The following is a 14,570-nucleotide window of genomic DNA, read 5'->3' as shown; positions in this document are numbered from 1 at the left end:
CGAGTTCCTTCGTTTGGTGTCCCTGGTCTGTTTGGCGGTGCGCTCACCCTGTCGCGTCACTCGGTCAGTCCGAACACGAACGACTGCGAGTACGCGGCGCGCACCGGCGTGCCGTTTTCGGTGTACGGCTGGCAGGCGCCCGCATGGACGGCGGCGAGCGCCGCGTCGTCGAGCCGTGCGGAGCCGCTGCTGGTTTGCAGCTGCGCCGTTTCGATATGCCCGCTCAGCCCGACGACGAAACGCACGATCGCTGTGCCATGCTCGCCGCGCCGCTTCGCGATGTCGGGATAGTCGGGCTTCGGAATCGAGCAGTCGACGTGCGACACGTTGCGCGGCTCGGTCGACGCGGGCACCGCCGGACGGACGGCGGAAGCCGATGCCGCCGACGGCGCGGCGGCTGTTGGCACGGCGGCTTGCGTGACGGGCTGCGCGGTGCTTTCGCGTGTCGGAGACGGTGTCGGCACAGGCTTTTCCACACTGCGTGGCACCCGCGCGCGAGGCTGCGGCGCCGGTTTGACGCGCACGGCGGGGTGCGTGACCGGCGGCGTTGGCGCCGTCGGAACGACAGCGGCGGGTGGGGGCGGCGCGGGAGGTGAAACAACCGGAGCGGGAGGCTCGGGGCTCAGCAGCGACGCGGTGATCGTGCGCGGCTCGACCGGACGCTCGACGATCCGGTTACGCGCGCTCAACGCGATGGCGAGCAGCACCAGATGCGCGACGATCACGGCGCCCAGCACGATGGCCGCGCGACGGTAACCGGCCGCGGCATTCGTAGGACTTGCTGGGTTCACCATGGCAACTTGCAGCATCATCGCCACCTCCGCGCTCATTGTCCCCCGCCGACCCCGCTTTTCAAACCCGCGACGGCCGGCGCGAAGCAATTCGGGAAAATCTCCCGCCGATCCGCGTTGTCAAACAATCGCCCGGTGGGCTACCTTGAAACGATGACGCGAACCATCGCGGCGCCGCCATATCAACCCGGAGTACAACGATGCTGGAGACACGGATTTTCCCCCGACCACCACGCCGTTCCCTCGCGCTGGCCTGCGCGCTCGTGCTGGCCGCGAGCGCCGCGCATGCCGCGGCCGCGCCGCTCGCCTACGTGACGAGCGAGAAGGCCGGCGTCGGCGTGATAGATCTCGACCAGATGACGCTCACGCAGACCTTTCCGGTCGGCGCCGGTGGCCCGCGCGGCCTGAGCCTGAACGCCGACGGCACGCGTCTGCTGGTCGCCAACAAGAACACGAACGATCTCGCGGTGATCGACACCGCCACGGGCAAGGTGGTCCAGCGCGTGAAGATCGGCAAAAACCCTGAATATGTGCGGGTGCGCAACGGCTACGCATACGTGACCTACGAGCCCGGCGAGGACGGCGGGCCGCCGGGAGCCAAACCCGACGCGAAGGGGGACAATAAGCCCGAAGCGAACGCGGGCAACAAGCCCGGCGCGGACGACGACGACGCGAACAAGCCGCCCGCCGAAATCGCGATCATCGATATGAAAAACTGGCACGTGATCCGTTCGGTCACGAGCGGCCACGAAACCGAAGGCATCGAATTCTCGCGCGACGGCCAGATGATGCTGGTCACCAACGAAGGCGACGATACGGTATCGATCTATCACACACGAACCGGCGCGCCGATCCGAACCGTGAAGCTCGCGGCGGGCGGGCGGCCGCGCGGCATCCGGCTGTCGCCTGACGGCAAGCATTATGTTGTCACGCTGGAGTCGCTCAGCAAGTTCGTCGTGATCGACGCGCACACGTTCGACGTAGTCAAGACCGTCGACACCAAGCTTGGTCCCTATGGCGTCGCGTTCGGCCCGAACGGTCAGCGGCTCTTCGTGGCCGCCGCGCGCGACAGGGTGGTGCAGGTGTTCGACGGCCACACGTACGAACATGTCGCCGATGTGCCGGTCGGCCAGCGCTGCTGGCATTTCAGCTTCACGCCGGACGGCTCGAAGCTGATGGTCGCGTGCGGTCGCTCCGACGCGGTCTACGTGCTCGACGCGAAGAGCTATCAGCCGCTCAAGCAGATCGGCGAGCTGCCGCTCGCGTGGGGCATCGTCACGTATCCGCACAGCGACGGCTCGATCGAATCGCATTGAGCGAAGCGGGCGAATGAGCTGTTCGCGGGTGAGGATCATTACGCGTCTTCAAAAACGAAACAGCCCCGTCGAAGCGGGGCTGTGTTGATGAAACAGGCGGGGAAATCAGGAAGTGCGACGCGCCGCGAGTGCCCGGTCGATGAACCAGAAGGTCACCGTCCGCTAAAAATTTCCATGTCACTTGACGTCCAGATGAGATTCGTCGCATCCGTAAGCGATGCAACGAGCTCGTTCAAGAAGAAGGACTCCCTAAGTCAGCAACCTATATAAGAGAGCAGGCGAGCCGCCGCGCAACCGACTACCTTTTGATGAGCCGCCTGACGGCGAGTCGGACAGACTGCGGGAGCCTGGAAAAAGCCCCGCGGGAGAGGCGATACAAAACATATCTCGTCATCACGCGGATAATCTTCTGGTCGAGGGGCAAGGAGTTCAGCGTGGTTTTTGGAAAGACCTCATAGTCGGACGGTTGCCCAAAGCCCAAAAACATCGAGATCTGGTCATTCAACCGGGTGATGAATTCGGTGTTGACGATAATCGGCTCGGACCTTTGGATTTCGCTGTCTACCTGGAGGAAGACGCTTTTCCTGACGAAATTCTTGTTGTTGACGGGCCTCGCTCTGTGTATGCCGTATGTGTTGTAGATCAGCAAGGAGCCACTGGGCATCTTGAAGCTTCTGATCGCGGACTCGTAGTTCGCTTCGATAAACTCGTCGGTATAGTCGCTATATGCCTTTTCGCCCGACCAAAGGTGAGAGCCTTCGATATATTGAAACTCGCCATCCTCGACCTCCGAGACATAAAAAATAAAGATGATTCCCGGAATATGAGCGAATGCTTTGTCAGTCTTGTTGTCGGTGTGCCACTGCATATGGTGTCCACCATATGTTTCATAATAACGCAGCGCTTTCAGCCGGAATTCGTTGCCCAGATATCGCTCGCAGATTTTGAGCACTAACGACGAGGTGGCAAAGTTGTAGAAGGTCTTCGAAACTGCGAGAAGATTGGTCAGGTAGTACTGTTTCTCGGAGTAGACGCCGCTGATGGAGTTTTCATTCAGCCCAATTCTCGTTTGGGTCGCGTCGCGCTCGATGGTTTTCAGCGTGTATTGCGATATCGCCGAGGGGAAGGCGTAATATCCATTTTCATTTAGATCGCTGACGATCTGATCGATGTCGACAGAGAGAAACTCACTGCAAAATAATGCTGCTTCATTTTGCTTGTCACCGGCCCGGACACGACGTGAGCTTGTCGCTGTCTCGTCGACGCTGATTTCAAGGCTGCAGCCCGAATCGTCAATATTGAGGGGCGCGCTTGCCATTGTTTTCTCCCATGGTTTTTTCGACCTCTCACTGCCCGTTTGTCGAATCGAAATGGACAAACGGATGTTAGTTGCAGGGATGTCGTCGAAATCGCGGAGTCGGAAGACGACAAGATTTTGGCCAGCCGAGACCCGAGGCTGCGCCAGTTAGCGAAAAGATCACGAGCCGTGATCTCTGATCGTCTCCCGTTTGTGTGACGAGAACCGCGCCTGGCGCCGCGAAGCCGAAACCGGAGCTGCGGCAGCTGAAGAGGCACCGGCGCGCGCAATCGCATCCCCAAGCTTGCCGAATGGCAGTTTGGGGTCGAGTTTAAGCATTCAGCGAGGCCACGGTAGCAGCCGTTCGAAGTCGTCGCGCGGTGAATGGCCGATCTGGAGCGATGGGCGGATGCGTTAGCGTCGATCCACGAATTTTGGGAATGGCCTGACGGTATCTTCGGCAAGAAGCACTGGTCACCGCGGACAGCTGGGAAATGCGCGCTGGCGACCGCGTCCCCGATGCCCGAAATTGACGTCAATTTTTCCACGCCCGGCTTTCTACGGCGGCTGAAGTCTCAGCCTGCACGGCCGGCGGATTCTGACTTTCGAGAATCGGTTCGTCTGTCAGTCATTTTCAGGTCAATGAAATCCATATAAATCAATAAGATACGCGACCTCCACGTCAGGCGATCGATGGCACGGGCCTTGCGTTGTTTAACGCATAGAGCATTCAACGCCATTAAAGCAGTCCACATAGGACTCACCTGCGGAGACGACATCCATGATTCGATTTATCCCCCCGCGCTCACGCGCGCGGCGCTACTAAGCCGCAACTCGACTTTTCCCACTCTGCCCTGGTCACCGACTGCCTCCCGCGGACGGCGGGACAGATGCGTCCGTCGATTGTTCGTCACTGTATCCGGCACGCCCGACGATGCCACCCCGCAGTCCATTCAGAAAGCAACCCACAAGGAGACGATATGCAAGTCACTGGTATGTTGTACGGCTCAAGACTGTTGAAATTCGGTGGTTTTCCCACTGCCGAAGTTCTCGGCCCTGACGCAAGCGAAGAGCAGATCAAAGCCCTGATCGATCGTCATGGCTCGGTATTCGTGAAGCCGATGTTCAAGGGTGGGATAGGCAAAAAGGGCAAGGCGGGACTCATCGGGCGAGCGAGCGACCTGAAAACCGCACTGAAGGAGAAGGAGCGCCTGTATTTCACCGAACATCGGCATGGAAATCAGACCGCCAAGGCTAATGGCGTGACCTTCGAAGGCGCAGTGCCGGCGCAGCACGAAGTGTATTTCTCGATCACTGATTCGACGCGCTTCAGGGCGCCCACGATGACACTCACGCATCACGGCGGCGTCGACATCGAAGAACTTGATCCGAGCATGATCGTGCACGTGCCGTTCGATCCGCTCACCGGACTGAAGGCGTTCGTCGTCGCGAACGCGCTGTCGCGCCTGAACGCGCCTAAGGAAATCATCTCGCCGCTGGTGCAACACCTGCCGAAACTGTGGGAGCTCTATCACAACTTCGGTATGACGACGCTAGAGCTAAACCCGATCCGCATGCAGGCCGGTCGCGATGGCCGGCTGACGCCAGTCGCGTGCGATTTCAAATGCGGCTTTGATCGCGACGACGTTCGCTGGCAGCGGCTCGACATACCCGCGCACGTGTTCTCGGTCGACTATTCCGATTTCGAATCAGAGATCAACCAGTTGCGGACCTACCAGGGTCAAAGCGACGTCTACGTGATCAACGAAGGCGGCACGATCCTCGCGCCGACTTTTGGCGGCGGGGCCAACTCGCTGGTGTCGGAGATTCTGGGCGACGACGCGATCATTTCCTCGGACTTCGGTGGGAATCCTCCCTACGAAAAGATGAAGGAAGTGGCTCGCATCTGTTTCAAGCACTGGCTGAAACAGACCAACGTGCTGTTCATCATCGGCGGGAAGTCGAACAACACCGATATCTTCGAGACGCTGCGCGCAATGGCCGATGCGTTGCGCGAGCATTTCAGCAAGAACGGACCGACGCCGCTTTACGTGGTGATCGGGCGCGGCGGCCCTAATCTTGTACGCGGCATGGGCGCAATGCGTGACACCTGCGATGCGCTCGGCCTGCCCTACAGCATTTTCGGGTTCGATTCGGATATCAGCGAAGTCATCCAGTACGCGAAGGCGGCGGACGCGTGGATGAAAGCAGGCGGCCGCGAGCTGGTCTCCGCGACGCTCAACAGTGCGCAAGGCTCGCCCGCCCAGGCCTGAGCCGTCATGACTCGAGCATAAATCAATCTGGAGGAAGACCATGTACAGGCAAGGTGCAGGAGATTTCAAATACTACGTCGGCATCAGTTCGCTCGCGCAGGCTGCCTGCCGCGAGGACCGCGTGTGCGTGCTGAACATACTCGGGGGCGAGTCGCGGCAAGTCACGCCGGTGGGCCACGCGTATTCGGGAGGTAACGTCGTTTTCGGCACGTCGCCCGGACGCCGCGGACAGGTGCTGGAGACTTCGCTTGGCAATATCCCCGTGTACAACAGCGTGCTGGAAGGGCTGCAGGACGGCCATCGTTTCAACTGCGGCGTGATCTATTTGCCGCCATCCGCCGCGCGCGACGGTGTGGCCGAACTGATTCGCGTTAATCCAGAACTGAAGAAGATCTTCATCGTCACGGAGAAATTGTCCGTGCACGATTCGCGCGAAATACGTGCGATGGGACAGCAAAACGGCATCGACATCTTCGGCGGCAATAGCCTCGGTATTGCCGACGCATGGAACCGCGTGCGCATCGGCGGCGCACTCGGCGGCGATAGCCCTGACGAGGCACTCAGGAAAGGCTCGATCGCGATCTTCTCAAACTCGGGAAACTTCACGACAACGATCGCGACATACCTGCGAATGGCCGGCTGGGGAACGACTACGCTGATGTCGAGTGGGAAGGACGTTTATATCCATTTCGCGGCGCCGGAGTTCGCGTTCGCGCTCGCCAATGACGCGCGCAGCAAGGCGGCCGTGCTGTACTCGGAGCCGGGCGGATACTACGAACTCGAAGCGAATTTCAGCAAGCCGGTGGTCGCCTGCGTGGTCGGCCGCTGGAAGCAGAAACTGACGCGCGCGGTCGGCCATGCGGGAGCATTGGCCGGCGGCAACGACGACGCTGCATCAAAAGAGCGCTGGTTCATGGAGAAGTTTGGCGTCGATCGACCGTTCACACCGGACGATCCGGTGTGCAGCGCAAAAGGCGCGCTCGTAACCAATATCGCCCACATTCCGGCGGCCCTGACGGCGGTGATGCATGAAAACGGCGCGCGGCCCGACTTCGCGCCAGAAGGCAGTCTCGCGCTCAAGCCGTGGTTTCGCTCGTCAATAGGAATTGCATTGCCGCCCGAGCTCGACCTGCCGGTTGTCACAGCGTTGCCGCCGTATGACGCACAGATCGCCGCGCTAAACCAACAGGTCGGCATCGTGTTGCCCCGCCAGAATATGAAGGACGCTTCGGGCGCATCGCAGATGGACCCGGACACGCAGGTGACGAGTCTGCACGGCGTGCCGGTGCTACAGGCCGCGCAGTATTCGCTCGAGGGCAACCTTTGCCTCGCGCTGTTGCACGAACCGGGGGGCACAAACGACGCGAAACTCGTCAGTGTTGCGGTCGGTGCCGAACTCAACCTGCATGGCGATACGACGCTCGCGGCGGCGCAGGCCGCTCGTGACGCGGGCAATGCGCCAAACAGCGTACTCGCGGCGGCGGCGAGCATTGTCGGCCCGGGTCGCGCCGATGGCGCGCGCCGGGCCGCGCGAGCGTTGGTCGAACTCGGCACCACGGCTGGCTTGCGGGACGCGCTCGACGAGGGGCTCGAGTTGTCGTTGCTGCAGTCCGACGATGCCGAGACGCGAGCCTTGCTCACGCGTGAGGTGCCTGACGAAAAGGCCCAGGCGATGCTCGCTGGCCTGACGGATAGAGAGGCGAAGTCCGCGTTCATCCGCTATTTACAGGGCCTCGACGGACACCCGAATGCCGATGCCGTGCTGGCTGCAATCACCACGACGCTCGCGTGGGGGCCGTTGATGCGCAAACGCGTATCGCGGATGACCGTCGAAAACCTGCCATGGTGGATGCGCCTGTTCGGAACGCTGATCGGCGCGTCGGTCGACGCCGGACAACATGAAGCGGGACGCTTCTGCGGTATCGCGATGGACGAGGTGCTAGGACAGCGCTCGCTGACCGATGTTGCGTGCGCCGCGTTGATTGGGGGTAAGCCGGATGAAGCTGAGCTGTTTGGATTTCAGACACTCGTGGGCCTGCTGCTCACGAACGGACCGGGCGCGATTTCCGCGCAGGGCGCGAAGGGCGCGGTATCGGCGGACGGTCCCGAAACGCCGGAACGAGTCCAACTCAACAAAGCGATGGTCGGCTTTCTCACCCACGCGGGCTACGCGCATGGCGGCAATGGCTTCGAGGGAGTGGCGTTCCTGCTTGAGCGTTTCAAGGAGGTCGCGATGACCGATCCCGGTGATCCGGCGCACGGTCTCGACCTGAAAGCGATGGCTGCCGGATTCGCACGTGCATATGGCGAGGAGCGGACACAACGCAAGGAGGTCGGCGCACAGCAAGCCACGGCACTGCCCTGCATCAACCATCCGGTGTTCAAGGGCAAGCCCATCAACGTCGATCCTCGTGAGGCGTTCGTGCGTCAACGCTTCGAAGCTCGGGGCGAGTACAACGTCTTCCACGACTACTACCGTGCGCTGGTGCAGGCGTTGTACGACGAAAACGTGACGCGCAACGTGTTCGCGGTCAACGTGGATGCAGTGATTGCCTCGGTGTTGCTGAAGATGCTGTGGGCGCGCCATCGGGCTGGCGAGTTCTCCAGTCAGGCGCTGGAGACCGCGGCCTTTACCGTGTTCCTGTATGGCCGGATGATCGGCTGCGCTGCGGAGGTTGACGACCACTTGAATCGCGGTCGCAACCTGGACACTCGCACACCTCAGGCAAACGTGCGATTCGTCGCGTGAGAGCCAAAAGCTGTATTACGATCGACTGATCAGTCCGAAGACCGGGCCGCATTCGACTGATTTATCGGAATGCAGCACCGGGCTTCAAACGCCGAGGAGACACGTCGTGCCAGTCACTCCACACACATCACAGCCGGTACCGGTGCCGGCGCCGCAACCCGAAATCAAGCCCCGATTCTGGCCTGAGGGCTGGTGGAAACTGATGGAATACCGGATCGGCATTATTCCGCTGCCGGTCTACGTTATCCTGCTCGCGCTGATCGCGGGTTTCGCGATCACCGGAAAGGTGCCCGGCGAGATATCAATGGCGATCGCCGTATTGGCCTTCTTCGGTTTCACCTGCGCGGAGATCGGCAAGCGCCTGCCGATCGTGCGCAATATCGGCGCGGCCGCGATCTTTGCGACCTTTATACCTTCCGCGCTGACCTACTACCACCTATTGCCCAAGCCAATCCTCACGCTTACCACGGATTTCACGAAATCGACCAACTTCCTGTACCTGTTTATTGCGTCGATCATCGTGGGCAGCATTCTGAGCATGGACCGGCGTGTGCTGATTCAAGGCTTCATCAAGATCTTCGTTCCGCTCGGGCTCGGCTCGGTCGCGGCGGGCATCGTCGGGACGCTGGTCGGCACGGCACTCGGGCTCGGCGCGCGCCATACGTTGTTCTATGTCGTGGTACCCATCATGGCGGGCGGCATCGGCGAAGGCGCGATACCTTTGTCGATCGGCTATTCAGAAATCCTTCATCTGCCGCAGGGCGAATTGTTCGCCCTGGTGCTGCCGCCCGTGATGCTTGGCAGTCTCACCGCGATCATCTTCGCGGGCGCGCTCGATATGGTCGGCAAACGCTTTCCGCATCTCACGGGTCAGGGGCGTTTGCAAGCCGGCGAGGTGGACCAGATGAACCCGGTGGAGGAAGAAATTCGCGGGCACGTCGACGTCTCCCACATCGCGGCGGCTGGAATCACTGCCATTACGCTGTACCTGCTGGGGCTGATGTGTCGCAACATGTTCGGGCTGCCCGCGCCGGTGGCCATGCTGTTTCTCGCGGTGCTGGTCAAGCTCGCGCGGGCGGTATCGCCGCCATTACAGGAAGGCGCGTTCGTCGTATATAAGTTTTTCTCGACGGCCGTGACCTATCCGCTGCTGTTCGCGATCGGCGTGGCGATGACGCCGTGGGACAAACTGATGGCTGCGTTCACGCTGGCGAACATCGTCACGATCGTCGCGACGGTGGCCACACTGATGGGGACCGGCTTCCTGGTCGGGCGCATGTTGAAGATGTACCCTATCGACACAGCGATCGTGAACGCCTGTCACAGTGGGCAGGGCGGGACCGGCGACGTCGCCATCCTCACGGCGGCCAACCGCATGCAACTGATGCCGTTTGCGCAGATTGCCACCCGCATTGGCGGGGCGATTGTCGTCACGGTCACGCTGATCGTTCTAGCGCGCATGGGATGATGAGTTGCTATTGGCAAGCGTCGGGACGCCGTTCCCCACGTCGGGATCGGCAGTCATTCTGCAATTGAGCGCCGCGGGGCGACCTTGGGCATGAAAATAAGCGGTATTCCGTTGTGGGGATGGATGGCCGCCGCCGCGCTTTACGTCGGTGTGGCTGCCGCCGCGGTCGAGTTTGCGTGGGACCGTTCGATCGGTGCGCTTGTGGAGATCGGCGCACACCGGCTCGACCTGTATGCTGCCAGCCTCGGGAGCGAGTTCGGACGCTACGAGATGATGCCTTCGATCGTCGCCAGGCAGGAAAGCGTGCGCGCGTTGTTGAGTGCGATGCCCCACCCACCGGCCGGACTTCTACAGACGGTCAATACCTATCTTGACGCAGTGAATCGCGACGCCGGCAGCGTTGCCGTAGACGTGATCGACCAGCACGGTCTGGTCATCGCCGCGAGCAACTGGAATCGGCCAGAAAGCTTCGTCGGCACCAACGTGTCTTATCGGCCGTATTTCCAGGACGCGCTCGCACATGGATCGGGCCGGTTCTTCGGTATCGGCACGAACACCGGCATGCCTGGCCTCTATTTCGCGAGCGCGGTGCGAGAGGATGGCGGGCCGATCGGGGCCACGGCCGTCAAGGTCAGCGTAGACGCGCTTGAATCTGCGTGGAGAGTGCCGGGCGTCGCGGCGATGGTGATCGATAGTAACGGCGTGATTGTCATTTCCACGGTTCCGGCGTGGAAGTTCACGTCGCTTAGACCGATAACGGCACAGCAGCAACGCCAGATCCAGGCATCGCGGCAATATGCCGGCCGTAGCGTAGAAGCGCTGCCATACCGGCGTCTCGGTGACTGGGACACTTCGGCGTGGTTTGCACGCTTTCCCGACTGGAGTCGCCCAGGCCACGAGCGGCGATACCTGGCAATGTCGCGAACCGCGCCCCAGGCCGGCGATTCGATCATGATTCTGCTCGACGTGTCCAGCGCGCGGCGCCAGCAACAAATCGCGCTTGCGTTCGTCACGGGGGGCTTCCTCATCATCGGACTGTATTGCCTCTATGCGATCCAGCGCCGCCGCGCCATAGCGGAAAAACTCAGGGCACAGGACGCGCTGCGCAGCGCCAATGATCGGCTGGAGATCACGGTTCGCGAGCGCACGGCGGCACTGACGCAGGCCAATGAAAGGATGCGGGAGGAGATTGTCGAGCGCACACGCACCGAGCAGCTACTGCGGGATTCCCAGCAAGAGGTCGTGCATGCGGGCAAGCTCGCGGTGCTCGGACAAATGGCGGCCGGTCTGACGCATGAACTGAACCAGCCGCTCGTTGCCATCAAAACGCTCTGCGACAATGCACGGACGTTTTTCGAACGCAATCAGCCTGCGCCTGCCATCGGAAACCTCGAGCGAATTTCGCGGCTCGTCGACAGCATGGCGATACTCACAAGCGAACTTAAGACCTTCGCCCGCAAGCCTGAATTCGAACGTGTCGCGGTGTCACTGAATGAAGCGGTCGCGCATGCGGTGCTGATCTACGAAGCACGGATTCGCGATGAGCAGGTGCAACTCGATGTCCTGATCCCGGCCGGCACGACGATATGCGCAGAGCCGAGCCAGCTGCAGCAGGTGATCGTCAACCTGCTCGGCAATGCGCTGGATGCCGTCGCGGATCAGGATAAGCGCGTGATCGCCATCGAAGCTTCCAGAACCGAACGGCCGAGCCGTGTGCGGTTCACCGTCAGCGACAGTGGCGCGGGCATCGCGCCGGAGGTTCTGGCGCATCTATTCGAACCATTCGTGACGACGAAGCCGCGAGGCCGCGGCCTGGGTCTCGGGCTCGCGATTACCTCGCGTCTTGTGGACGGCTTTGGGGCGCGAATCTCCGCTGCAAACCGACCCAACGGCGGCGCACAATTCACGATTGAATTCTCCGTGGCGACGGAGCAGGAGGCAGCCAATGGGCGATGAGATCAGCGTTGTTGTGGTCGAAGACGATGAGAACGTGCGTCTCGGCGTCGAGCAGGCGGTTGCTTTGGCTGGCTTTCCAGTGCGGGCGTATGAGTCGGCGGCCGCGGCGCTGGCGGAGGTCGCACCGGGTGCACCGGTGGTGATCGTGTCCGATGTACGGATGCCGGGCATCGACGGTCTGAAATTGCTCGAACGTGTCCTTGCGATCGATCCACAGATCCCTGTTGTACTGATCAGCGGGCACGCGGACATCGCGACAGCGGTGGGGGCGATGCGAACGGGCGCCTATGATTTCATCGAGAAGCCTTTTTCGTCGGACCACATCGTGAGTCGTGTAACACGCGCTGTCGAGAAGCGCCGTTTGACGCTCGAAGTGCAGGGTTTGCGCGCGGCGCTGCACAACTGGCGGGGAATAGAGGCGCTTGTGCTCGGCAAGTCGCCCGCGATCGTCGAGGTTCGACGGAAAATCCTGCGGCTGGCGGATACCTCAGTGTCGGTGCTGATTACCGGCGAAACGGGCACGGGCAAGGAACTGATCGCCCGTGGACTGCACGATTTCAGTGGGCGCCGCGATCATCATTTCGTTGCGCTCAACTGTGGCGGCTTACCGGAGCAGCTATTCGAGAGTGAGCTATTCGGTCATGAGGCCGGTGCGTTCACGGGTGCAATCAAGAACCGCATCGGCAAGATCGAATGGGCCACCGGCGGCACGCTCTTTCTGGACGAGATCGAAACCATGCCGATCGCATTGCAGATCAAGATGCTGCGGGTATTGCAGGAACGCCAGATTGAGCGACTGGGCTCGAACGAGGCGATAGCTGTCGATTGCCGGATCGTGGCGGCATCGAAGGCAGATCTCGTCGAACTTGCGACAGACGGACGTTTCCGCGCTGACCTGCTGTATCGGTTGAACGTCGCGCTGATCGATTTACCCCCTCTGCGCGAACGTCGAGAAGACATACCGCTGCTATTCGAGCACTTCGTACTCGCTGCCGCACTTCGTTTTGGGCTGTCGGCTCCGATTGTGTCTGCATCCCAGGTCTCGGAGCTAATGACGCATCAGTGGCCGGGCAATGTGCGGGAATTACAGAACGTCGCGGATCGCTTTGTCCTTGGGCTCGATGGCGACCGCCTGCTGCCGGCCGGCGGGCAGCGGATTAAAACCGGAACGCTTGCGGAGCAACTTGCCCATTTCGAACATATGCTGATCGCGGATATGCTGCGGCGGCACAACGGGAATATCGCCGAGGCCAGCGCTGAACTGGGAATGCCGAAAAAGACGCTCTATCACAAGGTGCGTCAACTGAAGTTTCCGGGCGGAGACGAGCAAAGCGAAGGACTCGACGCTTGAGGGAGCGCCCCGATCATGCAGCGCTCAATATCGCGAATCGTGGCTGCTTCCTGAGTGGAACGGACGTGTGAATGTCCGAGTAACGACGCGAACGAATGACGGTTGATGGCCGCACTGAGACCGACGATCTGACATCGTCTGTCCGACCAAGTCCTACTTTCTACGCAGCAACTGACTACCCGGCAACGGCGATGTCGCAGCCGAATGGACAAACCGGCACAGCTGGTCGCACGATTCGATATAACGATATTTCGGCACACTGCCAAGCACCTCGTCGTAACGCGACGCGACTTGGCCGACAGTGACGGTTTGTTCCGTCGACACCTGCCAGCCATGCCCCTGTGCGGCAGCGGAGATACTGCTGTCCAGCACGGTCCCCGCTTCGCGAAAAAGCGCGACGTGTGCTTCCGGGCAAGCGGTTCCGAGCATGAAGTACGTCATATAGAGCATCCGCAGCAGACTCACCATCGTCTCTGCCGTCCCGTGCCCGGATCGAAAGACTGCCAGAGCAAGATGGCCTTCCAGAGAAAGATCGCGCAAGAAAGCCACGCGCACCATAAAACCCTCGATTGAAGAGCTGCTGCATAGGGACCGGCAGCTTTTGCGTCAGGAATACAAATGCGGTGCCGTCGACAACCCAGTACCGTACGAGCCATCTGCCGCCACAGCCAGTCCCTGCTGATCGAGGATTGTTCAATCAGTGCCGTATTGAGGTGACCGTGGCCCGTAAAGCAGCCCGTTCGGCGGCCCGGCATGCAGAAGCCGATAGCTCGTCACTCCGGCAATATCGTGCCCCCTGTCCGTCAGCGAATTCGCAACCTGCTTGATCGCTGCCATGACCAGCATGCCGATCAGGCTACCGCCAGCATTGTTGTTGCCCTCATTGCTGTTGGCGCTCGCACTACCCTGCCATAGCACGTCACCGGTCTTGAGATCGACCAGCCTGGCGGACGCCGTTACTACTGTTGCACTGTCGACGATGTGGTACACGGAGCCGTACTGTGTGATCTTCGAATACAGCGCGGCGTCAGCACCGAAGATCTCCCGAAGCTTCGCGGGGGAGGTTGCCTGAATATCGGCCGGGACGGTCAGGCCGTTCTGGCGGAATGTCTCATCCATCACCGCCACTGGCACCACGTAGTAACCCGATTCGGCGAGTGGCATCGTCATCTGCGAAAGCATGCTGTTCGTCGCCTGCACGTCGGTCGTCTCGTTTTCGGGCGGTAGAACGAGGATTGAGTGCGGCCGGCTGTTCCTGAAAGCGGTGTAATCGGCATGCTTGACGGGTTGCGCACACGCAGCTAACAACGCGAACGTCGAGCGGGCAAACCAAAGTCTGAAAGAAAGGAATCTGGACATGACGGCTCGC

10 protein-coding genes are annotated in these 14,570 nt (G+C 60.9%); 6 read left to right on the top strand and 4 right to left on the bottom strand.

Annotated features, from left to right (window positions below; all coding sequences use genetic code 11):
* Positions 1-56 precede the first annotated feature (56 nt).
* Entirely contained in the window at positions 57-812 is a 756-nt protein-coding gene (locus tag F6X37_RS12410; protein ID WP_262419874.1) for a TonB family protein, read from the bottom strand.
* 179 nt (positions 813-991) lie between these two features.
* Between F6X37_RS12410 and F6X37_RS12405 the strand changes: the two genes are divergently transcribed.
* Entirely contained in the window at positions 992-2,107 is a 1,116-nt protein-coding gene (locus tag F6X37_RS12405; protein WP_222944828.1) for a beta-propeller fold lactonase family protein, read from the top strand.
* A gap of 298 nt (positions 2,108-2,405) precedes the next feature.
* Here the strand turns inward: F6X37_RS12405 and F6X37_RS12400 are convergent, their stop codons facing one another.
* Entirely contained in the window at positions 2,406-3,425 is a 1,020-nt protein-coding gene (locus F6X37_RS12400; RefSeq protein ID WP_187611496.1) for a phytanoyl-CoA dioxygenase family protein, read from the bottom strand.
* 959 nt (positions 3,426-4,384) lie between these two features.
* Here F6X37_RS12400 and F6X37_RS12395 point away from each other — a divergent pair.
* From F6X37_RS12395 to F6X37_RS12375, 5 genes are all read left to right on the top strand, one after another.
* Positions 4,385-5,677, top strand: a complete 1,293-nt coding sequence (locus F6X37_RS12395) for an ATP citrate lyase citrate-binding domain-containing protein (protein WP_187611495.1) — start codon at positions 4,385-4,387, stop codon at positions 5,675-5,677.
* Between the two features lie 40 nt (positions 5,678-5,717).
* Positions 5,718-8,426, top strand: a complete 2,709-nt coding sequence (locus tag F6X37_RS12390) for a CoA-binding protein (protein WP_187611494.1) — start codon at positions 5,718-5,720, stop codon at positions 8,424-8,426.
* Between the two features lie 142 nt (positions 8,427-8,568).
* Entirely contained in the window at positions 8,569-9,894 is a 1,326-nt protein-coding gene (locus tag F6X37_RS12385) for a 2-hydroxycarboxylate transporter family protein (protein WP_311734819.1), read from the top strand.
* 90 nt (positions 9,895-9,984) lie between these two features.
* Positions 9,985-11,850, top strand: coding sequence for an ATP-binding protein (locus F6X37_RS12380; RefSeq protein ID WP_184061846.1), 1,866 nt, complete (start codon positions 9,985-9,987; stop codon positions 11,848-11,850).
* The gene (locus tag F6X37_RS12375) at positions 11,840-13,201 is read left to right on the top strand and encodes a sigma-54-dependent transcriptional regulator (RefSeq protein ID WP_187611493.1); all 1,362 of its coding nucleotides are present in this window, start codon (positions 11,840-11,842) and stop codon (positions 13,199-13,201) included. The genes F6X37_RS12380 and F6X37_RS12375 overlap by 11 nt, the downstream gene beginning before the upstream one ends.
* A 153-nt stretch (positions 13,202-13,354) precedes the next feature.
* Here F6X37_RS12375 and F6X37_RS12370 read toward each other — a convergent pair whose 3' ends face one another.
* Together F6X37_RS12370 and F6X37_RS12365 are read right to left on the bottom strand one after the other, a co-directional pair.
* A complete protein-coding gene (locus F6X37_RS12370; protein WP_262419873.1) occupies positions 13,355-13,759 on the bottom strand; it encodes a hypothetical protein in 405 nt (134 codons plus the stop codon).
* A 135-nt stretch (positions 13,760-13,894) separates the two neighbouring features.
* Positions 13,895-14,560 (bottom strand): DUF799 domain-containing protein, encoded by a 666-nt coding sequence (locus F6X37_RS12365; protein WP_187611492.1) that lies wholly within the window; start codon positions 14,558-14,560, stop codon positions 13,895-13,897.
* Positions 14,561-14,570: the final 10 nt, after the last annotated feature.

The sequence above is a fragment of the Paraburkholderia sp. 31.1 genome (genome assembly GCF_014397645.1).
Classification (GTDB): domain Bacteria; phylum Pseudomonadota; class Gammaproteobacteria; order Burkholderiales; family Burkholderiaceae; genus Paraburkholderia; species Paraburkholderia tuberum.
The sequence above is the reverse complement of the archived record's forward strand: the minus strand, read 5'-3'. Positions and strand labels throughout refer to the sequence as shown.

Coding starts and splice junctions, on each gene's coding strand:
- F6X37_RS12410 (WP_262419874.1), bottom strand. CDS start 812: ATGATGCTGCAAGTTGCCATGGTGAACCCAGCAAGTCCTACGAATGCC.
- F6X37_RS12365 (WP_187611492.1), bottom strand. CDS start 14,560: ATGTCCAGATTCCTTTCTTTCAGACTTTGGTTTGCCCGCTCGACGTTC.
- F6X37_RS12375 (WP_187611493.1), top strand. CDS start 11,840: ATGGGCGATGAGATCAGCGTTGTTGTGGTCGAAGACGATGAGAACGTG.
- F6X37_RS12380 (WP_184061846.1), top strand. CDS start 9,985: ATGAAAATAAGCGGTATTCCGTTGTGGGGATGGATGGCCGCCGCCGCG.
- F6X37_RS12390 (WP_187611494.1), top strand. CDS start 5,718: ATGTACAGGCAAGGTGCAGGAGATTTCAAATACTACGTCGGCATCAGT.
- F6X37_RS12400 (WP_187611496.1), bottom strand. CDS start 3,425: ATGGCAAGCGCGCCCCTCAATATTGACGATTCGGGCTGCAGCCTTGAA.
- F6X37_RS12370 (WP_262419873.1), bottom strand. CDS start 13,759: ATGGTGCGCGTGGCTTTCTTGCGCGATCTTTCTCTGGAAGGCCATCTT.
- F6X37_RS12405 (WP_222944828.1), top strand. CDS start 992: ATGCTGGAGACACGGATTTTCCCCCGACCACCACGCCGTTCCCTCGCG.
- F6X37_RS12395 (WP_187611495.1), top strand. CDS start 4,385: ATGCAAGTCACTGGTATGTTGTACGGCTCAAGACTGTTGAAATTCGGT.